Source organism: Sphingomonas sp. LM7 (assembly GCF_002002925.1).
In the GTDB taxonomy this organism is placed as follows: Bacteria; Pseudomonadota; Alphaproteobacteria; order Sphingomonadales; family Sphingomonadaceae; genus Sphingomonas.
The window spans coordinates 3,665,947-3,690,942 of record NZ_CP019511.1 but is presented as its reverse complement, the minus strand read 5'-3'; the positions used below and the strand labels follow the sequence as shown (position 1 = coordinate 3,690,942).

At 65.9% G+C, this 24,996-nt stretch carries 21 protein-coding genes; 13 read left to right on the top strand and 8 right to left on the bottom strand.

Annotated features, from left to right (window positions below):
• The first annotated feature begins 64 nt into the window (after nt 1-64).
• Nucleotides 65-271, top strand: a complete 207-nt coding sequence (locus tag BXU08_RS17170; protein ID WP_077511163.1) for a DUF2188 domain-containing protein — start codon at nt 65-67, stop codon at nt 269-271.
• Nucleotides 272-274: 3 nt separating this feature from the next.
• Here BXU08_RS17170 and BXU08_RS17165 read toward each other — a convergent pair whose 3' ends face one another.
• Entirely contained in the window at nt 275-946 is a 672-nt protein-coding gene (locus BXU08_RS17165) for a YoaK family protein (protein ID WP_077511162.1), read from the bottom strand.
• Between the two features lie 78 nt (nt 947-1,024).
• Between BXU08_RS17165 and BXU08_RS17160 the strand changes: the two genes are divergently transcribed.
• Together BXU08_RS17160 and BXU08_RS17155 are read left to right on the top strand one after the other, a co-directional pair.
• Complete coding sequence (locus tag BXU08_RS17160) at nt 1,025-1,657, top strand: trimeric intracellular cation channel family protein (protein WP_077511161.1); 633 nt, start codon at nt 1,025-1,027, stop codon at nt 1,655-1,657.
• 2 nt (nt 1,658-1,659) lie between these two features.
• Nucleotides 1,660-2,256 carry a hypothetical protein gene (locus BXU08_RS17155; protein WP_077511160.1) on the top strand — a complete coding sequence of 199 codons (597 nt, stop codon included), beginning with the start codon at nt 1,660-1,662 and terminating at the stop codon, nt 2,254-2,256.
• Here BXU08_RS17155 and BXU08_RS17150 read toward each other — a convergent pair.
• The 3 genes from BXU08_RS17150 to BXU08_RS17140 all read right to left on the bottom strand — a co-directional run bounded on the left by BXU08_RS17150 (nt 2,228) and on the right by BXU08_RS17140 (nt 5,564).
• Nucleotides 2,228-2,791: a GNAT family N-acetyltransferase gene (locus BXU08_RS17150; protein WP_077511159.1), complete on the bottom strand. Its 564-nt coding sequence runs from the start codon at nt 2,789-2,791 to the stop codon at nt 2,228-2,230. The genes BXU08_RS17155 and BXU08_RS17150 overlap by 29 nt on opposite strands.
• Nucleotides 2,788-4,683, bottom strand: a complete 1,896-nt coding sequence (gene sppA / locus BXU08_RS17145; protein ID WP_077511158.1) for a signal peptide peptidase SppA — start codon at nt 4,681-4,683, stop codon at nt 2,788-2,790. The genes BXU08_RS17150 and sppA overlap by 4 nt, the downstream gene beginning before the upstream one ends.
• A 92-nt stretch (nt 4,684-4,775) precedes the next feature.
• Nucleotides 4,776-5,564 (bottom strand): DUF2189 domain-containing protein, encoded by a 789-nt coding sequence (locus BXU08_RS17140; protein WP_077511157.1) that lies wholly within the window; start codon nt 5,562-5,564, stop codon nt 4,776-4,778.
• Nucleotides 5,565-5,690: 126 nt separating this feature from the next.
• Here BXU08_RS17140 and BXU08_RS17135 point away from each other — a divergent pair, with 126 nt between their 5' ends.
• The 5 genes from BXU08_RS17135 (at nt 5,691) to pepF (ending at nt 11,776) form a co-directional block, all read left to right on the top strand.
• Nucleotides 5,691-6,890, top strand: a complete 1,200-nt coding sequence (locus tag BXU08_RS17135; protein ID WP_077511156.1) for an HNH endonuclease — start codon at nt 5,691-5,693, stop codon at nt 6,888-6,890.
• 43 nt (nt 6,891-6,933) lie between these two features.
• Nucleotides 6,934-7,380, top strand: a complete 447-nt coding sequence (locus BXU08_RS17130) for a YrhA family protein (RefSeq protein ID WP_077511155.1) — start codon at nt 6,934-6,936, stop codon at nt 7,378-7,380.
• Nucleotides 7,381-7,595: 215 nt separating this feature from the next.
• Nucleotides 7,596-7,883, top strand: a complete 288-nt coding sequence (groES, locus tag BXU08_RS17125) for a co-chaperone GroES (RefSeq protein WP_077511154.1) — start codon at nt 7,596-7,598, stop codon at nt 7,881-7,883.
• 83 nt (nt 7,884-7,966) lie between these two features.
• Nucleotides 7,967-9,610, top strand: coding sequence for a chaperonin GroEL (gene groL / locus BXU08_RS17120; protein ID WP_077511153.1), 1,644 nt, complete (start codon nt 7,967-7,969; stop codon nt 9,608-9,610).
• 300 nt (nt 9,611-9,910) lie between these two features.
• Nucleotides 9,911-11,776, top strand: coding sequence for an oligoendopeptidase F (pepF, locus tag BXU08_RS17115; protein WP_077511152.1), 1,866 nt, complete (start codon nt 9,911-9,913; stop codon nt 11,774-11,776).
• On the opposite strand, the gene BXU08_RS17110 is transcribed toward pepF, so the two are convergent.
• On the bottom strand, nt 11,777-12,835 hold the full coding sequence (locus BXU08_RS17110; protein WP_077511151.1) for a mannose-1-phosphate guanylyltransferase/mannose-6-phosphate isomerase: 1,059 nt from the start codon (nt 12,833-12,835) through the stop codon (nt 11,777-11,779).
• 155 nt (nt 12,836-12,990) lie between these two features.
• Here BXU08_RS17110 and BXU08_RS17105 point away from each other — a divergent pair, with 155 nt between their 5' ends.
• Genes BXU08_RS17105 through BXU08_RS17090 form a run of 4 tightly spaced genes read left to right on the top strand, consistent with a single transcriptional unit; the run spans nt 12,991 to nt 19,853 of the window.
• Nucleotides 12,991-14,379, top strand: coding sequence for a TIGR03013 family XrtA/PEP-CTERM system glycosyltransferase (locus BXU08_RS17105; protein ID WP_077511150.1), 1,389 nt, complete (start codon nt 12,991-12,993; stop codon nt 14,377-14,379).
• A complete protein-coding gene (gene prsK, locus BXU08_RS17100; protein WP_077511149.1) occupies nt 14,379-16,436 on the top strand; it encodes an XrtA/PEP-CTERM system histidine kinase PrsK in 2,058 nt (685 codons plus the stop codon). Before BXU08_RS17105 ends, prsK begins: the two co-directional genes overlap by 1 nt.
• Nucleotides 16,433-17,785: a PEP-CTERM-box response regulator transcription factor gene (prsR, locus tag BXU08_RS17095; protein WP_077511148.1), complete on the top strand. Its 1,353-nt coding sequence runs from the start codon at nt 16,433-16,435 to the stop codon at nt 17,783-17,785. The genes prsK and prsR overlap by 4 nt, the downstream gene beginning before the upstream one ends.
• The gene (locus BXU08_RS17090; RefSeq protein ID WP_077511147.1) at nt 17,769-19,853 is read left to right on the top strand and encodes a tetratricopeptide repeat protein; all 2,085 of its coding nucleotides are present in this window, start codon (nt 17,769-17,771) and stop codon (nt 19,851-19,853) included. The genes prsR and BXU08_RS17090 overlap by 17 nt, the downstream gene beginning before the upstream one ends.
• 444 nt (nt 19,854-20,297) lie before the next feature.
• On the opposite strand, the gene BXU08_RS20400 is transcribed toward BXU08_RS17090, so the two are convergent.
• The 3 genes from BXU08_RS20400 to uvrB form a co-directional block, all read right to left on the bottom strand.
• The gene (locus tag BXU08_RS20400; protein ID WP_253190412.1) at nt 20,298-20,498 is read right to left on the bottom strand and encodes a hypothetical protein; all 201 of its coding nucleotides are present in this window, start codon (nt 20,496-20,498) and stop codon (nt 20,298-20,300) included.
• A 383-nt stretch (nt 20,499-20,881) separates the two neighbouring features.
• A complete protein-coding gene (locus BXU08_RS17080; protein WP_077511145.1) occupies nt 20,882-21,352 on the bottom strand; it encodes a hemerythrin domain-containing protein in 471 nt (156 codons plus the stop codon).
• Between the two features lie 88 nt (nt 21,353-21,440).
• Complete coding sequence (uvrB, locus tag BXU08_RS17075) at nt 21,441-23,636, bottom strand: excinuclease ABC subunit UvrB (RefSeq protein ID WP_077511144.1); 2,196 nt, start codon at nt 23,634-23,636, stop codon at nt 21,441-21,443.
• Between the two features lie 557 nt (nt 23,637-24,193).
• On the opposite strand from uvrB, the gene BXU08_RS17070 reads away from it, so the two are divergent.
• A complete protein-coding gene (locus tag BXU08_RS17070) occupies nt 24,194-24,865 on the top strand; it encodes an imm11 family protein (protein WP_077511143.1) in 672 nt (223 codons plus the stop codon).
• Nucleotides 24,866-24,996: the final 131 nt, after the last annotated feature.

The following is a 24,996-nucleotide window of genomic DNA, read 5'->3' as shown; positions in this document are numbered from 1 at the left end:
CCCCTCGCGAATCTTTCCCACTGCCCTGGGCATTTAACCTGCATCAACTTGCAGGAGAGATATCATGTCGAGAGACAACCACCGCGTGATGCCGCACCCCGATGGCTGGCAGGTCAAGCGCGACCACGGCCAACGCGCCAGCCACGTCACCACCACCAAGGCCGAAGCCGGAGGCTACGCCCGGCCGATCAGCCAGCATCAGTACACTGAGCTGACCATCCACGGGCTCGACGGCCGGATGCAACGCTCGGACAGCCATCCCAAGCGCTGAGGATCAGGGGGCTGCCTCTGCCGGTATGGACCGCCCCGCGCCCGTCAGCCGCGCGATCGCCACGGTCAGCGCCGCCGCGATCAGCGCGGCTAGCCATAGCGCGTCCCAGCCCCAGCGCAGCTGGCTCGCCGCGCCCGAGGCCACGCCGGCGAGGAACCCCAGCCACAACGCCAGATACGGCACCCAGCTCCAGCGGTCGCGGTCGCCCATCAGCGCTCCGGCGAGCTTCTGGCCGATCCGCACCAGCGATCCGGTCATATAGGTCAGCCCGATCGTCACTTCGCCGTCGCGGTTGAACACGCCATTCTCGGCGCCCATCGCCGCTGCGAGCAGCACGAGCACCAGCGGGCCGGGCATCACCGTGGCGACGATCGCCGCCAGGGTCAGCAATAGTGTCACTGCACCCATCACCGCCACCTTGTGGCGATGCCCGGCCGCACGCACGAGCACGCTCGACACGATCACCCCGCCGACAAAGCTCAGGATCAGCCCGGCCGCGACCGCTGCCTCGCCGCCGATCCCCTGGCCCAGCCCGACGCCCAGCCGCGTGGTGTTGCCGCTCATGAACGATGCGAAGAACCCGCCCAGGCTGGTGAAGGCGAAGGCATCCACGAAACCCGCCAGCGCCGCCAGGCAGACGGCGACGGCGATCAACGGCGATTCAGTCCGGTGCATCGCGCCCTAATGCCGCAGCACAGCCCCTGCCGCCACCCTGCGTTTGACCTCCTCGCGACAACAGGAGACAAAGCCGCCATGCAAGCCCAGGTCGCCGCGCAGATCGGCCCTATCCTTCCCGTGCTCGACTTGTTCGGCATCGCCGTGTTCGCCGCCACCGGCGCGCTCTCCGCCACCCGCCGCGCCCAGACCTTCGTCACCGCAGCCTTTTTTGCGCTGATCACCGGGGTCGGCGGCGGCACCATCCGCGACCTGCTGATCGGCGCGCCCGTGTTCTGGGTTCATGACGCGCAGGTTGCCGCGATGATCCTCGGCGTCGCGGTGCTGATCTGGCTGACTCCCCAGCGCTGGTGGAGCGACAAGACTTTCGACTGGCTCGATGCGCTCGGCCTAGCCGCCTATGCCGCGTTCGGCGCCGCCAAGGCGCTCGGCTACGGTATCCCGCCGATCCCCGCCGCGCTGATGGGGGTGATGACCGCGTGCGTAGGCGGCATCATCCGCGACGTGCTGGTAGGCGAACCCTCGATCCTGATGCGCCCCGAGCTCTACGTCACTGCCGCCGCGCTCGCCTCGTCAGTCTATGTCGGACTAAGCCTCGCCGGCCTCACCCCACTCGCCGCCGGCCTGATAGCCGCCACGGCAGGCTTTGCGCTCCGGGCTGCGGCGATCGTCTGGAAGCTGCATTTGCCGGCGTATCGGGGACGACGCTGAACATGTGGGAATATGATGACCGGCACTTTCGTAGCGGCGACCTTCATGAGGAACCCGCCATCGCGAGGTTCGTGTCGGGGCTTGTCTCCGGCGGCCCCGGCAGGATCGACATCCACCGCAGCGTGATCTCCCGCTACCCGCTGGAAGCGCTACCGCTGATCGAGTGGAACTTGTCCGAAGACGTGCCGGCGCTCTTCGAGACGTTAAAAAGCGGCGGCGCGACCAACGGCTTTTTTCTCGACTATCCCGATCACGCTGCGACCGGACTATTCCACGCGTGCGACTTGACGCCCGAAGTCGCCGCGCTGGTTCGCGATGAAGATTTGTTCGGGTCGGCGATTGTCTTTGTCGACGACCTGATCCTTTCAGCGGTAGCGGCCTGGTACACCGACATCACGGTGCTCTGCATGCGTCAGCCGCTGTTCGATGCGTATTTGACGGAATACCCGCTCTACCTCGATCTTGAGGGTGATCCCGCCGAGCTGCCGGCCAGTAGCTTTGAAGCGGCGCTGGCAGCCGCGACGAAGCGCCTTGCCGACTGGTCGAGCTTCATGCCACCCGGCGCAGGCGTCAGCCCCGCACCACCCCCACATCGCTGAACCTGCGCGGCTCGACTGGCGGCACTACCGGATCGTTGAGCTGGCATTGCCAGAAGCCGACATCGATCCACTGGCCGTGCTTGAACCCGACCTCGCGGTACACACCGGCGCGGCGATAGCCCACTGCCTCGTGCAGCTTGATCAGCCGGTCGTTAGGCAGGGTGATCGCGCCGATCGCATGGACGAAGCCCTGCGCCCGCAGCGTATCGACCAGCGCAGCATAGAGCAGCCGTCCGGCGCCCTGCCCGCTCGACGCGTCGGTCATGTAGATCGATGTCTCGCAGACATATTTATACGCCGGCCGGTCGCGGAACTTGCTGGCAAAGGCATAACCGATCACGCCGCCATCGGTGGTGTCGCCATTGGTGACTACCATCCAAGGATAGAGCCCGTCGCTCGCCGCCATCCGCGTGCGCATCGCCCGCGCGTCGGGCGGATCGATCTCGAACGAGGCGGTGCCGGTGAGCACGTGCGGCGCATAGATCGCCGCGACCGACGCCGCATCGGCCGGCTCGGCTGCACGGATCCCGATCACAGGCCGATCCTCGCGATCAGCAGGTCGAGCAGGCTCTTGTCCTCGGCGCGCACCATTGCCGGCGCCAGCCCCATGCATTCGAGGCAGCGCGCCTGCACCGATCCGCCCAGTGCCAGCCGCCGCGCATCGCCCAGCGCCTGGCCGAGCAGCGCGCGCCGCTCCAGCGCTATCCGTCCGTAGAGATCGACGCCCGCTGGCTGGTCCGCCCACTCGTCTTCCTCGTCCTCGCCATTGCCCATCACCGACGCGGCGAATGCCATCCACGCGCTCGGCGCCTTTTCCAGATACACCGTATGGACGTTCGCCGGGTCGAGCTTCGCCCGCTTCGCCGCCTCGGCCACTGCATCGTCGATCCCGCCGAAGCGATCGACCAGCTTCAGCTGATGCGCCACGCCGCCGATCCACACCCGGCCCTGGCCGATCTCGTCGACGCGCTGCGGCGTCAGCTTGCGCGACTGGGCGACAAGGTTGATGAAACGGCCATAGCCGGCTTCGATCGCTGCCTGCAGGATCCGGTCGGTCACCGGGTTGATCCCGCCCATGATGTCGGGCTGGCCGCTGAGCGGCGTCGTCTGCACGCCGTCGGTGGTCACGCCGATCTTGGCGAGGCTGTTCTCGAACGACGGCAGCACCCCGAAGATGCCGATCGATCCGGTGATCGTGCTCGGCTCGGCGAAGATCGTATCGCCCGCAGTTGCCACCCAATAGCCGCCGCTCGCCGCGAGGCTGCCCATCGAGACCACCACCGGCAGCCCCTGCGCCTTGGCCTGGAGCACTGCCTGGCGGATCTGCTCGGACGCCATCGCCGAGCCCCCCGGCGAGTCGATCCGCACCACCAGCGCCTTCAGTTTCTTCTCGGCCAGGCCCTTGAGCAGCAGCGCACTCACCGTGTCGCCCGCGGCGGTCCCCGGCCCGGCCTTGCCGTCGACGATCTCGCCCGCGACGGAGATCACGCCGATTGCGTCGCCGCCGGTCGGCGCCGGGTTGGCGGCGATCCAGTCGCCGAGCTCGATCGCCTTGAAGTTGCCCGCCGGCTTGCCGCCCGGCGCCCCGACGATCTCCGCCACGCGCTTGCCGAACGCCAGCCGGTCGCCGACCTTGTCGACCAGCCCGTACGCGAGGTTCGACGCCGCGATGTCGCCCTTCGCGCCGATCACGACTTCGTCGGGCTTGGCCAGATACTCGGCGATCCGCGCCTTTGGCCGCGCCTTGGCCACGCCTTCGCGCCACTGGCTGAAGATCGCGCCGTACAGCGCCTCGTTTGCGGCGCGCGCCTCGGGCGACATGTCGGTGCGGATATATGGCTCGACCGCCGACTTGAACTTGCCGACCTTGTAGACGTGCGCATTGACGCCGAGCTTGTCCATCAGCCCTTTGTAATAGAGCTGGGTGCCGCCCGGCCCCGCGATCAGCGTGCCGCCCAGCGGATTGATCCAGATCTCGCTGGCATTGGCCGCCAGCGCATAGCCGTCATCGGTATAGCCGGTGGCGTAGGCGAGGACCTTCTTGCCGCTGCCCCGCACCTTGCCGACGGCCTCGGCGACTTCCGTGACCGCGGCGGGATAGCCGCCCATGAACCGGTCGAGATCGAGCACTACCGCCTTGACCCGGTCGTCGGTCCGCGCCGTCTCCAGCGCGCGCAGCACGTCGCGCAGGCGATGCTGCTTGGTCGCGGCGCCGCTGCCGAAGCTGGCGAACGGATCGCTCTCCTCGGGCTGCTCGACCAGCGCCCCGTCCAGCGCCACGACCAACGCGCCATCATGTACCGCCGCCTTGTTGGGCTTGTACGAAAGCGCCGCAAACAGCCCCGCGAAAAACAGCAGCATCAGGACGAGGACAAGGAAGTCCTTGATCCCGACCAAAATTTTCCACGCGCCCCGAACCAGTCTCACCAGTGCCGCTCCCTCGATTGCCCTTCCCTGCTACCGGATGGCGCAAGGCGAGTAAACGGCCTGTGTGTTATTCACGCAATACAGATGGCAGATCAGCGCGCCACCAGCCTGGTATAGAGATGCCAGGTCGCATAGCCGAGTACCGGCAGTACCACCGCCAGCCCGACGAAGAACGGGATCGAGCCGAGTACCAGCAGCACGCCGACGGTGACGCCCCAGCGCAGCATCACGCCCTTGTTCGCCGCGACCGCCAGTCGCGAAATGTGGATCGCGGTGCGCGCATCGACGTCCTTGTCGACCAGCATCGGCATCGCCACCACGCTCACCGTCAGCACCGTGGCGGAAAAGAGCACGCCCGCCAGATTGCCGAGAACGATCAATGCCCAGCCCTCCCGCGTAGTGAACAGCTGCGTCGCAAAGGCGGCCACGCTGTCCGGCGGCGTCCCGATCAGCGCGCCATACAGCCCCGCCGCGACGCCCAGCCAGGCGAGGAAGATCACCAGCAACAGCCCGGCAACGCCGGTCAGCGCATCGAACGAAGGGCGCCGCACCACATCGAAGAAATGCGACCAGTCCGACGGCAGCCCCTGCTCGCGCCGGCGCGCCAGCTCATAGAAGCCGCTCGCCGCCACCGGGCCGAGCAATCCGATTCCCGCCGCGACCGGGAAGAACAGCGGAATGAGCGACCCCTGCAACGCCATCACCGCGGCGAGGATACCCACTGCAGGATAGATGATCCCGACGAACAGCAAGTCGCCGCGATGTTCGAGAAAATCGGCCCAGCCCTGGCGAAGGGCCTCGCGCAGGTCGGCCGAGTCGATAGTGCGAACTTCATATGTCTCCGCCGGGCGCTCAACAGCTTCGATACGAGCGACAGTCATGACGCGCTCCTCCGATGCCCCCCGGCACGCACCGATACTACGCCTGTTCGGGACGGTAAGCGAATCGATTACAGCCGCCCGCCCCATGGCGGGCTATCCGAGGGGCGCACGTCACGGAGGCCCGTCATGGTCGATCCCGCCCGCTCTCCCGGCGCCGACAATCCGATCGGCCCGCCCTCGCCCCAGCTCGCCACCCAGGCGCAGCTCGCGATCAGCGCCAACCGGCTGCCCGGCGGCGGCGTCGATGTGCAGGGCCTAGCTGCCAGCGTCGAACGCGTCCGGCAGGACACGCCGCAAACCGCCGGCTGGGTCGAGGCCGAGATCGACCGCAGCCTCACTCCGGTCGAACGCGGCGAGCTGGCCCGTGCGCTCGAAGGGGACACCAGTGCAGGTGCCACCCCGCCGACGCCGGCCAATGATGCCGCCCCCGATCCGGTCCAGCTCGGGCTAGATCTCACCCAGCTCGCGCTCGACATAACCGGCATCATCGAGCCGACGCCGATCTCCGACGGCAGCAACACGGTCATTTCCGCGGGGCGTGCGATCGGCTCGCTCTTTTCGGGCAATTGGGGCGATGCGGGCGGGCATGCGCTCAACGGCGTGCTCTCCGCCGCCGGCATCATTCCCTATCTCGGCGACGCGGCCAAGGCGGGCAAGGTCGGCAAATGGGCCCAGACCGTCAGCGACTCCGTCGCCGCAGTCGTCGCCAATCCGGCGTTGCGCGGCGCGCTCGAACCGGCGCTACGCCAGGTCAAGAACGCCGTCGACGCCATCCCGCAGGGCGCGATCGATGCGCTTCCCGGCAGCGCCCGCGACGCGATCAACCGCATGAAGAGCCAGCTCGACGAGTTCTTCGGCGCGGGCACCAGGCAGGCCGACGAAGGCATTTATACCGGCACCGTCCGCGGCCAGAGCGTCGAGTTGCGCGGCATCGACTCGGTCCCGGTCAATTATGTGAAGCGCGACCGAGTCGAATATGCCGCGCTCCGCAACAGCTTCGATTCGAGCGTGCGTGGCAATTTCCTCCGCGATCTCGCCGGCGATCCGGCCAAGGTCGATGCGCTGCGCCGCGCCGGGCTCGATCAGGCCGCGATCGATCGCATCGCCACGGGCCGCGTGCCCCAGGGCTGGCAGGTCCATCACAAGCTGCCGCTAGACGATGGCGGCACCAACAGCTTCGACAATCTCGTGCTGATCAGGAACGATCCGCATCATATCGCGCTCACCAACGCCCAGCGCACGCTGGTCGGCGATCTGGGCGTAGGGCAGAGCCGACAGGTGGACTTCCCGATCGCCCGCGGCTTCGTCTATCCTCCCGCACCATGATCGATTGCGCGGGACACTGAAGCCGATGGCCGGAGAAAATGGCATGGACGCAGTGATAGTGGCGGCGCGCGACGCGCAGGTAGCAGTCGGCGAGACAGTGCAGCCGGGTGCCGATGATGGCCGCCTCGCGGTGCTGCGCGGCGCGCTCCAGCGCAAATTCGGCGCGACGCTGCCCGACGACTATGCCGCCCTGCTGCGCCGCTCGGACGGCGTCGATTTCGACGGCCTCGTCCTGTACGGCAGCGCGCAGAGCGAGGCGTCTCCCGGCCCGGGCGGCTTCTGGCAGGGTCTGATCGCAGCGAACAAATTGTGGCGCCAGGGCCCCGGCCACGAAGCATATCTGGTGCTCGGCGAGACCGATATCGATCTGTTCACGGTATCGCTCGACGGCACCAACCCGGTGCTCCGCGACAAGGTTTCGAGCGACGTCAACGAGACCTTCCCCAGCGTCGGCGCCGCGATCGAACGGCTGCTCTCGACCCGCGCCTGACTCCACTCGTTCCTCCTGCAAAGGCAGGAGTCGACGGCCGAGGACATTGCCTGCGACTGCTTTCGTAGGAGCACCGCACCGTTGGACGGACGGACGAAAGATTCCGGCGCAAGCCCGTTGACGAACGCCATCGGCCTACGCATATCCCCAGAGCGTTAGCACTCACGCTGTTTGAGTGCTAAACCCGTTCAACCCAAGTAGAGGATCGCAGCGCAATGAGCTTTCGTCCGTTGCATGACCGCGTGCTCGTCCGTCGTGTCGAAGCCGAACAGAAGACCGCCGGCGGGATCATCATCCCTGACACCGCCCAGGAAAAGCCGCAGGAAGGCGAAGTCGTCTCCGTCGGTTCGGGCACCCGCGCCGATGACGGCAAGGTGACTCCGCTCGACGTCAAGGCCGGCGACCGCATCCTGTTCGGCAAATGGTCGGGCACCGAAGTCAAGGTCAATGGTGAGGATCTCCTCATCATGAAGGAATCCGACATCCTCGGCATTCTCGGCTGAAGCCCGCCGGGTCCCATGCGGGACTCGCGCGATGGCATTAGTCAACTTCGTCAACTTCACCATATTCTGAAAGGGTAGCCAACATGGCAGCCAAGGACGTAAAATTCGGCCGCGACGCGCGTGAGCGCATCCTCCGCGGCGTCGATATCCTCGCCGATGCAGTCAAGGTCACGCTGGGGCCGAAGGGCCGCAACGTCGTGATCGACAAGTCGTTCGGCGCACCGCGCATCACCAAGGACGGCGTTACCGTCGCCAAGGAAATCGAACTCAAGGATAAGTTCGAGAACATGGGCGCGCAGATGGTCCGCGAAGTCGCTTCGAAGACCAACGACATCGCCGGTGACGGCACCACCACCGCCACCGTGCTCGCCCAGGCGATCGTCCGCGAGGGCATGAAGTCGGTCGCCGCCGGCATGAACCCGATGGATCTCAAGCGCGGCATCGATCTCGCCGTGATCAAGGTCGTCGAGGACGTGAAGTCGCGCTCGAAGCCGGTTGCCGGCACTGCCGAGATCGCACAGGTCGGCATCATCTCGGCCAATGGCGACACCGTCGTCGGCGAGAAGATCGCCGAGGCGATGGAGAAGGTCGGCAAGGAAGGCGTAATCACCGTCGAGGAAGCCAAGGGTCTCGATTTCGAGCTCGACGTTGTCGAGGGCATGCAGTTCGACCGCGGCTATCTCTCGCCGTACTTCATCACCAACCCCGAGAAGATGACCGTCGAGCTTCAGGATCCCTACATCCTGATCCACGAGAAGAAGCTGTCGAACCTGCAGGCGATGCTCCCGATCCTGGAAGCCGTCGTCCAGTCGGGCCGTCCGCTGCTCATCATCGCCGAGGACATCGAGGGCGAGGCTCTGGCCACGCTCGTCGTCAACAAGCTGCGCGGCGGCCTCAAGGTTGCAGCGGTCAAGGCGCCGGGCTTCGGCGATCGCCGCAAGGCGATGCTCGAGGACATCGCCGTCCTCACCAAGGGCGAAGTCATCTCGGAAGACCTCGGCATCAAGCTCGAGACCGTTACCCTCGGCATGCTCGGCACCGCCAAGCGCGTCACGATCGACAAGGACAACACCACCGTCATCGACGGCGCGGGTGAAGCCGATTCGATCAAGGGCCGCACCGACGCGATCCGCCAGCAGATCGAGAACACCACCAGCGATTACGACCGTGAGAAGCTCCAGGAGCGTCTCGCCAAGCTCGCCGGCGGCGTTGCCGTGATCAAGGTCGGCGGTGCTTCGGAAGTCGAAGTCAAGGAGCGCAAGGACCGCGTCGACGACGCGCTGCACGCAACCCGCGCAGCCGTCGAAGAGGGCATCGTTCCTGGTGGCGGCACCGCGCTTCTCTACGCGACCAAGGCTCTCGACGGCCTCAAGGGCGCGAACGAGGACCAGACCCGCGGCGTCGATATCGTCCGCAAGTCGCTGACCGCGCTGGTTCGCCAGATCGCAGCGAATGCCGGCCATGACGGCGCGGTCGTTTCGGGCAAGTTGCTCGACCAGACCGACACGTCGTACGGCTTCAACGCCTCGACCGACGTGTACGAGAACCTGGTCGCGGCCGGCGTGATCGACCCGACCAAGGTCGTCCGCACCGCGCTCCAGAACGCAGCCTCGGTCGCCGGCCTGCTCATCACCACCGAAGCGGCGGTGAGCGAGCTTCCGGAAGACAAGCCGGCAATGCCCATGGGCGGCGGCGGCATGGGCGGCATGGGCGGCATGGACTTCTGATCGCGAACGGCCTGGACCAGCGCCGCTGGTCCAGGACTCGTTCCGATCCGGACGGCAGGTCGCCAGCGAAGCTTGCGAGCCCGTCCGACGTCCAGCACGGGCTTTGTCCGTGCACGGCCAGATCGAACTATGCGAAGGGCCGGGGAAACCCGGCCCTTCTGCTTTGCGAGACGATCGACATCGCGAAGTGTGTTGGCCCCTTAAGCCGACAAAGCGCTTCCCTTGCCGCCAAAAGCGCGACAGATTGTCGGTTTCCAACTTCGCGTCGAGCCTACCGGCGCCGCTTCGGGGAAGCCTTGAATGACCGAACTGACTCGCCGCGATGCGCTGGCCGCAGGCGCGTTCGCGACTCTCGCCACATCGTTGCCGGCATGGGCGCAGAGCGCTGCCCAGACTGCCGGGGGCGCCGCGTGGGACCTGACCGAAATCTATCCCGACGATGCCGCCTGGGACGCCGCCCGCAAAAGCGCGCTCGCCGCGCTCCCCGGAATCGCCAAATATAAGGGCCGGCTAAGCGAGAGCGCGCAGGTGCTCGCAGAAGCGCTCGCGCTGCAGTCCGATATCGGCAAGACGATCGGCCGGGTCTACACCTATGTCAGCCTGAAGGGCGACGAGGACGTCCGCATCGCCGCCTATCAGGAGAAGCAGGCGCAGGCGATCGACCTGTACACCGCGTTCGGCGAAGCCACGGCGTGGTTCGCGCCCGAGATTCTCGCCGTCGGCAAGCCCAGGATCGACGGCTTTATCGCCGCCAATCCGGCGCTCAGGACGCGCTTCGATTTCTACCTCGCCAACATTGTCCGCCAAGCCGAGCACACGCTGTCGCCCGAAGGCGAGGCGCTCCTCGCCAGCGCAGGCTCGCCGCTCCAGGCGCCCGGCGAGATTGCGGGCCAGCTGCGCTCGTCGGATATTCCGTGGCCGACGATCAAGCTTTCGGACGGCAAGGAAGTCCGTCTCGACAGCCAAGGCTACACGCTCAACCGCGACGCCCCCAACCGCGCCGACCGCAAGGCGGTATTCGATGCCTTCTGGACCGCACACGGCAAGTTCCAGAACTCGTTCGGCGCGACCTACAACGCCAAGGTCAAGGGCGACATCTTCAACGCCAAGGCGCGGAAATACCCGACCTCGCTCGCCGCCGCGCTGTCCGGCAACAACGTCCCCGAGGCGGTGTACCGCACGCTGGTCGCCGAGACGAACAAGGGCCTGCCCCAGCTCCACCGCTATTTCGAGCTGCGCCGGCGTATGCTCAAGCTGCCCGACATCGCCTATTACGACATCTATCCGCCGCTGGTGTCGCTCGATCGGCCCTTCAACCTCGATCAGATGCGCACGCTGACGCTCGAGGCAGTCAAGCCGCTAGGCACAGATTATCAGGCGCGCATCGCCAAGGCGACTGCGGCCAAGTGGATGGATCCATGGCCGCGCCCCGGCAAGCGTCCCGGCGCGTACATGAACCCCGGCGCGTACGAAGTGCATCCCTATCTGCTGCTCAACCTCAGCGAGAAGTACGATGGGCTGAGCACCTATGCGCATGAATGGGGTCACGCGCTCCACTCGCTGCTCGCCAACGCCGCGCAGCCCTTCGAAAAGGCAGACTATCCGATCTTCCTCGCCGAGATTGCATCGACGCTCAACGAACAGCTGCTCGTCGCGCACATGCTCAAGAACGCCAAGGGCAAGGAGGAAAAGCTCTTCTATCTTGGCCAGCAGATGGAGAACTTCCGCGGCACCTTCTTCCGCCAGACGATGTTCGCAGAGTTCGAGCTGAAGGCACATGATCTCGCCAAGGCTGGCGAAGGCCTGTCGGGCCGCAAGTTCACCGAAGTCTATTTCGACTTGCTGAAGCGCTACCACGGCCCCGCAATGGGCTTCGACCCCGCCTACGCCAACGAGTGGGCGTTCATCCCGCATTTCTACAACAGCTTCTATGTCTACCAATACGCCACGTGCATCGCCGCCGCGACCTACTTCGCGCAGGCGATCCTGAAGGGCGGCGTCAGGGAGCGGGACAATTACCTGTCGGTTCTCAAGGCCGGTGGCTCGGACTATCCGGTCGATATCCTCAAGCGCGCCGCGCTCGATATGGCCTCGCCCGCGCCGTACCAGGCGCTGGTCGCGAGCTTCAAGGACACGCTCGACCAGGCCGAGGCGCTGCTCGGCTGATCAACCCTTCTTCATCGCCTCGATGATCTTCTTGACGTCCTGGCTGCGCCCGCGCGGGAGCACCAGGATGTCGTCGCCCGCCGCGACGACGATCAGGTCGTGCACCCCCACCAGCGCGATGCGCTTGCCCGGCTCGCTGCGCACCAGGCAGTTTTCCGCGTCGATCGCAACCACGTCGCCCCGGCACACATTGCCGTGGATGTCGCATTCGCTGATCGCGTGGAGCGCATCCCAGCTGCCGACGTCGCTCCAGCCCATCGCGACCGGAACGACCGCCACCCGCGGCGCCTTCTCCATTACCGTATAGTCGATCGAGTCAGCGGGCGATGCGGCGAATTCCTCGGCATCGGGGAAGATCCGCAAGCCCTCGCGCCGCGCCTTCTCCATGGACAGCTGCGCCGCCACCAGCATCTCCGGCGCGTAGACGCTCAGCGCCCCCAGATACATGTCGGCGCGGAACAGGAAGATGCCGCCGTTCCAGGCATGGTCGCCCGAAGCGAGCATCGCCTCCGCCTTGTCGCGCGGCGGCTTCTCCACGAATTTCTCGACGCGATGCACGCCCTCGGCCAGCTTCTCGCCCACCTTGATCCAGCCATAGCCGGTCTCGGGTGCGTCGGGCGTGATGCCAAATGTCGCAAGCCACCCTTCCTGCACCAGCGGCAGCGCGGCCTGGATCGCGACGTGGAAGGCATCGACATCGGCGATGACATGGTCGGACGGCATCACCAGGATCGGGTCGCTGCCGCCCCCCGCCGCGATCGCCGCCAATGCAATCGCAGGCGCAGTATTGCGCCCCATCGGCTCGAGGATCAGCGCCTGCACGTGCGATTCCACATCGGCGAGTTGCTGCTCGACCTGATCGGCGTGGAATGCATTGGCGACGACGATCGGCTTGGCGAAGCGCGCCCCGGCGGTGCGCCGTGCAGTCAGCTGCAGCATCGTCTCCTCGGCGGTCAGCGCCAGCAGCTGCTTGGGCTGTTCGGGGCGCGACAACGGCCAAAGCCGGGTCCCCGATCCTCCCGAGAGGATGACGGGAATAATCGGCTTTGCGTCCGGCATGTTGGATGGCTCCCTGAATAGGTTGCAGATATAGGTATTTGCCCCGCGAGGTTAAACGGTGTGACGCCGAAACGGTTTCCGGCATGCGCGGGTTTATTGCCCAGGCAAACCGGATGTCGGATTTGTTTACACTTAACCGATAATGCTGGGTCACCATGATCCGCCTGTTCAAGCATTACGTGCCGAATGCCGTGCTGCTGCTCGGCCTGCTGGACATCGTCCTGCTGGTGGCAGCAGGCGAGCTCGGCTGGCTCCTGCGCGCGCACCAGGTCGGCATGGGCCCGACTCCGATGGCGGACCGCATTCCCCAGCTGCTCAGCTATGCCGCCTTCATCGAAGTCGCGATGATCGCCGTGGGCGTCTATGGCGCCGACGCTCTGCAGTCGTTGCGCTATGCCATGGCCCGGCTGATCGTCGCGGTCTCGCTCGGCGTGATCGGGCTGAGCGTCCTCTATTTCCTGATCCCCGAGATCAGCTTCTGGCGCTCCAATCTGCTCTACGCGATGGGCGTCTCGGTCGCGCTGCTGATCTTCCTGCGCATCCTGCTCGGCAAGGCACTGGGCAGCCAGGCGTTCAAGCGGCGCATCGTCGTGCTTGGCGCGGGCCCTCGCGCGGCACGCCTCAAGACGCTTTCCAAGGCGCCCGGGGCCGGGTTCGCAGTGGTCGGCTATGTCTCGATGAACGAAGCCAATCGCGTGATCCCCGAAGCGATCGCGCGCGACGCCATCTACAATCTCGCCGACCATGTCGTGCTGCTTAACGCCAGCGAAGTCGTGCTCGCGCTCGAGGAACGCCGCAACGCGCTGCCGCTCAAGGACCTGCTGCGCGTCAAGACCACCGGCGTCCATGTCAACGAAATCTCCACCTTCCTCGAGCGCGAGACAGGCCGCGTCGATCTCGACAGCGTCAATCCGAGCTGGCTGATCTTCTCCGACGGCTTCTCGTCGGGACGCATGATCTCAAGCGCCTTCAAGCGCGTGTTCGATATTGCGGCGAGCCTGATATTGCTCGTCCTGACGCTGCCGCTCGTGCTGGCCACTGCGGCGGCGATCAAGCTGGAAAGCAAGGGCCCGGCCTTTTATCGCCAGCGTCGCGTCGGCCTCTATGGCGTCGGGTTCGACGTCATCAAGCTGCGCTCGATGCGCCTTGACGCCGAAGTCGGCGGCAAGGCGGTCTGGGCCGAGCTCGATGATCCGCGGATCACGCGCATCGGCCGGATCATCCGCAAGCTGCGCATCGACGAGCTGCCGCAATGCTGGAGCGTCCTGAAGGGCGAAATGAGCTTCGTCGGCCCGCGCCCCGAGCGCCCGCAATTCGTCGAGGATCTCGAACAGAAGCTGCCTTATTATGCCGAACGCCACATGGTGAAACCTGGCATCACCGGCTGGGCGCAGATCAACTACCCCTATGGCGCATCGATCGAGGATTCGCGCCAGAAGCTCGAATACGACTTGTTCTACGCCAAGAACTACTCGCCGTTCCTCGACTTGCTGATCCTGCTCCAGACGATCCGTGTCGTGCTGTTCCCCGAAGGCGCGCGTTGATGACGCAAACGCTGGTCCTGTGGAGCCACGCGCTTGCCGCGTTGCTGTTCGGCGGCCTCACCTTCTGGACGATACGGGCTACTGCAATCGGCCTGCCGCGCCGGCCGCTGGCGCTGGCGCTGGGCCTGACCGCGCTCTGGGCATTGGCAGTCGCGGGGATCGGCGGCGGCGAGATGGTGACGCGGGTGTTCGAGACGCTGCGCAACCTCGCCTGGCTGGGGTTCATGGTCACGCTGCACCGGCGCGACGCCAATGATCGCCCGCCGCTCGCGCTGGGCACGGTCTATGGCGTAGTCGCGCTCGTCAGCCTCGCCGCGCTGGTCCTTCACATCACCGCGAGCGTTGGCGCTCCCGACGCCGCCGAGCCGATCGAGAGCGCAGTGCTGCTGCTCCGCATGCTCGCCGCAGTTGCCGCATTGGTGCTGATGCAGGCACTCCATTCGGCGCTCAATCCCGCCGCGGGAGGCGGCCTGCGCTGGATCGTGACGGCGCTGGCGGGGCTGTGGATCGCCGAGTTCGCGCTGTATTGCACCGAATATCTCGGCGCCCAGCCGCATTTGCCCTCGATTGCAGCGCGCGGCGTGGCGATGATCGCGGTCGCGCTCGCCATGGTGACCGCACTCCAGCGCAAGGGCGAACTCAACGTCCAGGTCTCGCGAGCAGTGGCCTACCAGTCGTTGTCGTTGGTCGCGATCGGCGCCTATTTCGCGTTGCTCGCGCTCGCCACCAGCGCGATCGCCACGATCGGCGGCGACAATGCGCGCGTATTCCAGACCGCGTTCGTCCTCGGATCGACCGCGGCGATCCTCACGCTCGTCTCGAACGGATGGCTGCGCGCCTGGGCCAAGGTCAAGCTGGCCAAGCATTTCTTCCGCCACCGCTATGATTATCGTGCCGAGTGGATGCGGTTCACCGAAACGCTGGGCGCGCCCGACGGCGCCACGCCGCTCGACGAACGCATCGTCAAGGCAATAGCCGACCTGACCGAATCGCCCGCGGGCCTGTTGCTGGTGCCCGACGGCGCCGGTCTCGAAGCCGGCGCCAGTTGGAACTGGGACCGTAGCCGGCTGCCGATCGCCAGCGAATCCCTGCTTGCCGAGCATCTTGCCGCCACTGGCCGGATCATCGAGCTGGATGGCGTGCGGAAAGATTCCGGCTGCGCCGATGCCGCGCCGGTGCCCCGATGGATGCTCGACACCGCCGATGCCTGGGTGCTCGTGCCGTTGCCGCATATGGGCAGTCTCGCCGGTGCGATCCTGCTCGCCCGCCCGTTGCTGGACCGCGCGCTCGACTGGGAGGATTTCGACCTGCTCAAGGTCGCCGGCCGCCAAGTCGCGAGCTATCTTGCTGAGGCGCGCGCACAGGAAGCGCTCGCCGAAGCCCAGCGCTTCGACGAGTTCAACCGTCGCTTCGCGTTCATCCTTCACGACATCAAGAACCTGGTCAGCCAGCTGACGCTCACCGCGCGCAATGCCGAGCGCCATGCCGACAAGCCAGAGTTTCGTGCCGATATGATCGCCACGCTCCAGGATTCGGCTGAGCGGATGAACGCGTTGCTCGCGCGCCTGTCGCAGCATCATCGCGGGCGCAGCGAGGCGCCCCAGGCACTCGAGGTCCGGCATGTCATCCAGCGTGTGACCACCGCCCGAACGCGCCAGCATGCGATCAGCATAACCGGTGCGTCCAATGCGATCGCGCACGCCGATCCGGCCGGGCTAGAACAGTTGCTCGGCCATCTCGTCCAGAACGCGATCGATGCCAGCGCAACCGATGCGCCGATCGCGATCGCGATCGGCGCCGACGGGCTTCAGGTGACGATTGACGTAGTCGATCAGGGCTGCGGCATGTCGCCGGCGTTCGTTCGCGAGAAACTGTTCAAGCCCTTCGTCTCGTCCAAGCCGGGCGGCTTCGGCATCGGCGCGTTCGAAGCACGCGAGCTCGCCGCGGCGATGGACGGGCGTATCGAATTAACCTCGCGCGAGGGTCAGGGCACGCGCTTCCGCGTGATTCTCAAGGCCGCGCACGCCGCCGACTTGCGCCGGGAGCGCGCCGCATGACCGATATGAAGAAGCTGCTGATCGTCGAAGACGATGCCGGGCTGCAGCGCCAGTTGCGCTGGGCCTATGAGGGGTATGAGATCCATACCGCGGCCAATCGCGACGAGGCGATCGCCGTCATCCGCGCCGAGGAGCCGCAGGTCGTTACGCTCGATCTCGGCCTGCCGCCCGATCCCGACGGCACGACCGAAGGCTTCGCGACGCTGGAGACGATCCTCCAGCTCCGCCCCGACACCAAGGTGATCGTCGCCTCGGGCCACGGCGCGCACGAATCGATGCTCAGGGCGATCGCGCTTGGCGCATGGGATTTCTACCAGAAGCCAATCGACATCGACGCGCTGGGTCTGATCGTCGCGCGCGCATTCCACGTCCATGCGCTCGAAGCCGAGAACCGTCGCCTCGCCGACCGCGCCGAAGCGGGCGCGGTGCTTGGCGGGATGATCACCGGCGCGCCTGAAATGCTCAAGGTTACCCGCACGATCGAGCGGGTCGCCGGTGCCGACGTATCGGTGATGCTGCTGGGCGCAAGCGGCACGGGCAAGGAACTGCTCGCCCGCGGCGTTCATGAATCGAGCCCGCGCAAGAAGGGCGCGTTCGTCGCAATCAATTGCGCGGCGATCCCCGAGACGCTGCTCGAAAGCGAGTTGTTCGGACACGAAAAGGGCGCGTTCACCGGTGCGGTCAAGACCACCGAGGGCAAGATCGAGCTCGCCCAGGGCGGCACGCTGTTCCTCGACGAAATCGGCGACGTCCCGCTACCCCTCCAGGTCAAATTGCTCCGCTTTCTCCAGGAGCGCATGATCGAGCGGATCGGCAGCCGCAAGCCGATCGCCGTGGACACCCGCGTGGTCTGCGCGACGCATCAGGATCTCGACGCGATGGTCGCCGAAGGGCGTTTCCGCGAGGACCTCTATTACCGTCTCGCCGAGATCGTGATCCGCATCCCTTCGCTCGCAGAACGTCCGGGCGACGCGGGGCTGCTCGCGCGCCATTTCCTCACCAAATACGCTGCGACGATGCAGACCGGGGCGAAGAGCTTCGCTCCCGATGCGCTCGCCGCAATCGACGCATGGAGCTGGCCGGGCAATGTCCGCGAGCTGGAGAACCGCGTGAAGCGCGCTGCGATCATGGCCGAAGGCAAGATGGTCACTGCCGCTGATCTCGACCTTGCGGACAAGGCCGATCCCATTCCGATCAATCTCAAGGCCGCACGCGAATTGGCCGATCGCAAGGCGATCCGCCACGCGCTCGCCCGCGCCGAGGGCAATATCTCGGGCACCGCCCGGTTGCTCGGGATCAGCCGCCCCACCCTCTATGATCTGATGAAGGCCTATGACCTCCAGCCGTAAGCGCTCCCGCACCGTCCGGCGCAAGCCAGGGCTCCGTCGCCTGATCGTGATCGGCGCCGCGATCGGCGCGTTCGCGCTGGTGCTTGCGGCATGGTTCACGCTCGCGCCGGCCCGGCTCGATCCCGCCGCTGCACAGCAGGGGGTCGAGCGTAGCGGCAAGCTGCTCGACGCGGGCAACGCCAGTGCCGCAAGCGAACAGGCGCTTGCCGCGGTTCGCGCCGATCCCGGCAATGCCCAGGCGCACCTGACACTATCGCGAGCTATGCTCGCGCTCGACGACGGCGTCGGGGCGGAAGCCGAGCTGAAGCGTGCTGTCGATGCCGGTTACAAGACGAAGCAGGTCGCCCACCTGCGCGCCCATGCGCTACTGCTCCAGGGCCAGGAAGAAAAGGCGATCGCCGAGGCCGGCAAGGCCGATCCGCAATCGCGAGTCTATGCCTCTCGCGTCCGCGCCCGCGCGCTGGCGGCGCTCGGCAAGCTGCCCGATGCCTTTGCGGCGATCGACCAGGCCGTACGCGCCGCGCCGCGCGACGCCGCGGCGTGGACCGATCTCGCCCGGCTGAAGCTCACCGCCGGCGACGTGCGCGGCGCGATCCAGGCTTCCGAACAGGCGGTCAAGCTCGACGCCGGCAACACCGATGCGCTGGTGCTGCGCGGCGAGATGGTCCGCAGCCAGTTCGGGCTGATCGCCGCGCTTCCCTGGTTCGAGGCAGCGCTCAAGCGCGATCCGAACGATCATGAGGCGCTGATCGAATATGCCGCGACGCTGGGCGATGCCGGCCGCACGCGCGACTCGCTGGCGGCGACGCGGCGTGCACTGGCTGCGCGGCCCGGGAGCGCCCAGGCATTGTATCTGCAGGCGGTGATCGCCGCGCGTGCCGGCAACGGCGATCTGGCGCGCGGACTGATCGAGCGCGCGGGCGGCGGCATCCGCTCGGTCCCCGCAGGGCTGCTGCTCGGCGGCGCGCTCGACATCGAAGCGGCCGACTACGAACAGGCAATGGAGAAACTGAAGCCGCTCGTCGCCAATCAGCCGATGAACATCACGGCCCGGCGGCTGCTCGCAGTCGCATTGCTGCGCACCGATAGCGCGCGCAACGCGATCGACCTGTTGCGTCCGGTGATCGCGCGCAGCGATGCGGATAGCTATTCGCTGACGCTGGCCGCACGCGGCTTCGAGCGGATCGGCGATCGCACCGCCGCGGCGCAGCTGCTCGATCGCGCCGCCTGGCCGACGCGCGGCGATGCCGGCGTTTTCGCCGCCGACGACAGCACCGGCGTTCTCGCGGCCGACGCGGCGCAGCGTCCCGGCGACCCCACTGCGCTGATCCCGCTGATCCGCGCGCTGATCGGTCAGGGCGACAAGGCGGGGGCGCTCGCAAAGGCGCAGGACGTCGCCACGCGCAATCCCGGCGTGCCTGCGGCGCACTTGCTCGTCGGCGACACGCTGATGCTGATGAACCGCCCCGCGGACGCCGCAGACGCCTATCGTCGCGCCGCCGCCATGCGTTTCGACGAATCCGCTATGCTGCGACTGGTCGAAGCACTTGAATATGCCAACCACCGCCCCGACGCCGCCAATGTGCTTGCGCTGTTCCTGTCGCAGAACCCGGTGAACGCCACAGCGCTGCGCGTTTCGGGCCGCTGGCAGCTCGCGGCCGGCGACTATGAGGCGGCCATCGATACACTCGAATTGCTGCGCGGGCGCATCGGCGACGGTGACGCCGCGCTCAATGCGGATCTCGCTCTGGCATATTCGGGCGCGGAGGAATTCGAGGCGGCGGAGGATTTTGGCGAGGCTGCCTATGCGCTCGCGCCGGCCAACCCCGTCGTCGCCGACGCCTATGGCTGGGCGCTTTACCGCAATGGCGATGCGCAGGCCGCAGTGGAGTTATTGCAAAAGGCCGTGGTGCTTGCGCCGCGCCATGCCGGGCTGCGCTGGCATTTGGCCCAGGTTTATGCCGATCTGAACCGCAAGCCCGAGGCACGGGCCCAGGCGCAGGCGGCGCTAGCCGATCCTGCCTTTACCGAACGCGCCGCTGCTACAGCGATGGCGGCGCAGTCCTGATCCTATCTGGCTGCTGCAAAGACGGATAGCGGCAGCCGCGTTTCTTCCCCAAAATGAAAGAGGCCGCCGGATCCCATCAGGGACCCGGCGACCTCCGACATGGTCAGCGGTCGGAGCGTTCCAACCCGGGAGACCATGCGGGCCGCTTCGTGAAGGCTGGTGGGCGTTGACTGGAGGAGAATACCTCCCGCACACCCAACGGACGGAGGACTTCCGCCCGCGCCTTCATCTCAGCGGCGCGTCTCCCGAACGAACTGAACCGACCCCATTGCTGAACCATGAGACATCGGATCACCTCCTTTCGCTAGTTGAAGAACGAGCGTGACTTGCGGCCACGAGCGAAACTTGAATCATCGCGAGTCGCAGAACAAGTCTTGTTTTACATAAAAGATGGTGCGATTCTCAAAGGTCTGTGGTTCGCCGCATGCGCGTCGCAAAACCGACTCAGCCGCGGCAATCCTCCACTACGCGCTGAACCTCCGACCAGGCCGGGATCACCAGCGGCGGTGTACCTGCGCTTTCGACGATGAATCGGCCTCGGCTGTAGCCGATCGCATCGAGCAGGGTGTCGGTTGCAGGCAGCGCCGCCTCCTGCGGCCCAGTCGTCGGCAGGGTTCGTGCGGTACTGGTGGTTCGGATCGTCATGTTTCGCCCGCCGAGCGCGCCCGCACGCTCCAGCGAGATGCGCCGCTGCGGGGCATCGCAGCGGATTCGGAAGAGGAAATCCGGACCGGCGCTGCCGAACGTCGCGCTGCTGATTCCTGACCGGGACGGGGTATAGCGCCAGGTGCCGGAAGTGAGCGGCCAGTCGCGCCAGTCGGCGCTGGCCGGGGGTGGGGGTGGCCGGGTCGACGGGGGCGGAGCCACAGGTATCGGCGCGGGCGGCGCAGGGCGCGGCTCGGGCTGGCTGGGAGCGACGCAGCCGGCGAGCAACAAAGCGCCCACGGACACGCTGGCGAACACGGAGGAACGGCGCATGGGCGCCTTATGGGCGAAGTCCCCCGCCGTCTCAACCGCGGATCGCCGCATCAGGCGACCGACCGGTGGCGCGCCAGGATGCGCTCCACATGGGTGTAGAGCACCTGCTCCTCGCGCTCGATGCGCTGCGCCAGCCCGGCGAGCAGCGCCTCGGTCTCGGTGCGGAAGCGCACCCAGTCGCGGTTGATCCGCCCGACCGGCCAGGCCGCGATATAATTGGCGAAGGCTGGCCCGATCAGCCCGTGGTCCTGGCGATAGCGCCAGGCGATGTTGGTGGCGATCGCATCGCCCGACGACAACAGTCGATCATAGATCAGCCAATCCTCGCGCTGGCAATGATCGAGCAGCGACTGCGCCAATTGCCAGCGCAGCGCAGCAACCGCCGCAGCATCGGGCACCGGCGCCGAGACGATCGCAAGGAGAGATGCGGCCTGAGCCTCCAAGGCTCGATGTTCTGCGCAAAACTCCGGAATCACGTCGACTGTCTCCCCCTGATGTGGAGCGAGCCAAGAGCACAGCATTCACAGACGGATAAGTCCGTATAGTTCCCGGCCCGCAATGGTTATCGGGGCATGTCCATTCGTTATGCTTCCGTAATCCTGCCCGTTATCATCGCGACCGCGATCCGCCGAACCGGGTCTTGGTCTGCTTGCCGTACCGCGTCTTGCGCGTGCCGGCCTTGCCTTCGTTGCTACGTCCCATGATCGGCGCCTTGTGCTCGCTCGGCGGCAGCCCCAGCTCCTCGGCCTCGAGCCCGCGGATCTCGTCGCGCAGCCGGCCGGCTTCCTCGAATTCGAGATTGGCCGCGGCATCGCGCATCTTCTTTTCGAGCTCCTCGATATAGCCGCGCAGATTGTGGCCGACCATGTGCGGGCGATCGCCATCGATCTCGACCGTCACGCCGTCCTTGTTCGAGACGTGTGCGATGATGTCGCCGATGTTGCGCTTGATCGTCTCTGGCGTGATGCCGTGCTCGATATTGTACGCGTGCTGCTTCTCGCGGCGGCGGCCGGTCTCAGCGAGCGCGCGCTCCATGCTGCCGGTGATCCGGTCGGCATAGAGGATCACCCGCCCATCGACATTGCGCGCGGCGCGGCCGATGGTCTGGATCAGCGAGGTCTCCGAGCGCAGGAAGCCTTCCTTGTCGGCGTCGAGGATCGCGACCAGCCCGCACTCGGGGATGTCGAGCCCCTCGCGCAGCAGGTTGATGCCGATCAGCACGTCGTACACGCCCATGCGGAGATCGCGGATCAGCTCGATGCGTTCCAGCGTCTCGGTGTCCGAATGCATGTAGCGGACCTTGATGCCCGCTTCGTGCATGTACTCGGTCAGATCCTCGGCCATCCGCTTGGTGAGCGTCGTCACCAGGGTGCGATAGCCCAGCTCGGTGGTCTTGCGACACTCGACGATCAGATCCTGGACCTGCTCCTCGACCGGCTTGATCTCGACCGGCGGGTCGATCAGCCCGGTGGGCCGGATGACCTGCTCGACGAACACGCCGCCGGATTGCTCCATCTCCCACCCGCCCGGCGTCGCCGAGACATAGGTGGTCTGCGGGCGCATCGCGTCCCATTCGTTGAAGCGTAGCGGACGATTGTCGATCGCCGAGGGCAGACGGAAGCCATATTCGGCGAGCGTGATCTTCCGGCGATGGTCGCCGCGCGACATGCCGTTGATCTGGCCGATCGTCTGATGGCTCTCATCGACGAACAGCAGCGCGTTCTCGGGCAGATATTCGAACAAGGTGGGCGGCGGCTCGCCGGGCATGCGCCCCGTGAGGAAGCGGCTGTAATTCTCGATGCCCGCGCACGACCCCGTCGCGGCGATCATCTCCAGATCGAAATTGGTGCGCTGTTCGAGCCGCTGGTGTTCGAGCAGCTTGCCCTCGGCCTCCAGTTCTTTGAGCCGCTCGGCGAGCTCGTGCTTGATCGCCTCCATCGCCTGCTTGAGCGTCGGCCCCGGCGTGACGTGGTGCGAATTGGCATAGACGCGGACATAATCGAGGTTCGCGACCTTGCTGCCGGTCAGCGGATCGAACTCGGTGATCTCCTCGATATCGTCGCCGAAGAAGGAGATGCGCCAGGCGGTGTCCTCATAGTGCGACGGGAAGATTTCGAGGCTGTCGCCGCGCACCCGGAAATTGCCGCGCGCGAAGGCCTGGTCGTTGCGCCTGTACTGGAGCGCGACGAGTTTGCGGATGATTTCGCGCTGATCGACGACCTGGCCCTTTTTGAGGTCGAAGATCATCGCGCTGTAGGTCTCGACCGAGCCGATGCCGTAGAGGCACGACACCGAGGCGACGATGATGACGTCATCGCGCTCGAGCAGCGACCGGGTGGCGGAATGCCGCATCCGGTCGATCGCCTCGTTCACCGAGCTTTCTTTCTCGATATACGTGTCCGAGCGGGCGACATACGCCTCGGGCTGGTAGTAATCGTAGTAGCTGACGAAATATTCGACTGCGTTGTCGGGGAAGAAGCTCTTGAACTCGCCATAGAGCTGCGCGGCGAGGATCTTGTTGGGGGCGAGGATCAGCGCGGGGCGCTGAAGCTCCTCGATCACCTTGGCCATCGTATAGGTCTTGCCCGATCCGGTGACCCCGAGCAGCACCTGGTCGCGCTCGCCATTGCGCGCCTGCTCGACCAGTTCGGGGATCGCGAAGCGCTGGTCGCCCGAGGGCTGATACTCGCTGACCAGCTTGAACGCCCTGCCGCCCTCGCTCTTCTCAGGGCGGTTCGGGCGATGCGGGACGAAGCTCTGCCCGGTATCGGGCTCGTCGAGAGTCGTGCGAATCTGAATGACCATGACGGGGATATGGGGCCTTTATCGGGGGGTGCAATCAGGCGGGCGGTTGACGGTCAAGTTGACGAAGTTGACGGAAAACAGGTTTTCGCCGGAAGCGGCGGGTTCGCGCTGGGAACGCGCCTGCGACGCGACACCTATGCGGCAGCGGCGCGCCTGGCACGCGACGGACACGCGACACCTGCACGACAGGTTCGCGCCTGCCACGCGCCGAAGACGCGCCAGCTTCGCGACACTGGCGCGACCGGAACGCGACACTGAGGCGACGCAGCGGAGCGAAAGGGGATTTTGGCGCTTGCCCATCAACAGAACAAAAGCAGATCAAATCCTATTTTACCAGAGCTCCCGGGAGCATCCGCAACATCGGGAAGTAGCGGATAACTGCCATTGAAGTCGTAAACCCGGAAACCACCCAAAGTAATTTACTCATGAGCAAGGGCGCTCAGGGTAACAGGATGAACCCCAGTTCGCAGCGAAAATTGCCACATGGATGACACCGGCCTGATCAGGTTGACTCGCGCGGAATGGGCGCTGGGACTTTGCGGCTCCGGAGGGATAGAATGATCTATGGTATTAATGGCGGCCCGGATAAGCCGGAGATCGGTGTCAACGTCTCGATCGATGTGATCGAACCGGCCGGTTTTCACTTCCGCAATATCCGATTCGCCGACTTTGCGGAGACTATGGCGCCTGCCATCGGCCCGGTCGGCGAAGCCTATGCCAGTGGCTTTCGTGTTGACGCGGACGGGCTACCGAAGGTCGTTCGGATCGCCGATGCCCGGCACCTGGTCGACTTCGATACCGATGGCGCATTGAAATATGCCAGCGCACGCGCACGGGATCTGATCGAACGCTTCGAGCCCGGCATTCATCAGTTCGAACCCGTCGATTTCGTGGACAGGAAGGGTGCGAAAGTCGCCGACATGTTCGTCGTGTTCGTATGCCGTCGCCTGGATACGGTGGATCGCGAGCATACCAACATGCTGTTGTCGCCTTCCTTTTGGCGACCCGCAAGGGATGTGGCGCGGCGCAAGCCCGGGTTGGTGCCGCCGGGATATGATCTCGACCAGCCTTCGCGGCGCGTCATCAGTGAGCGTCAGGTCGGAGGCGCGCATCTATGGCGTGACAGGCATATCACTGACATACTCTTCATGTCCGGTGAATTGGTGGATGCCTTCGACGCGGAGGGACTGACGGGGTTGGCCAGGGTCAAGCAGGAGAGCGTGGCGTGAGCGGCGAACGGGCCGCCGTGATGCGCAGCCTTCCGCCGACTTCGTCGGCTCCCTCCCGCATCAAGTAAAGAGCGCCCCGCGCTGTTCAGGCCATGCCGGGGGAATGACCGACCTGACCCGCCCAAAAGGGG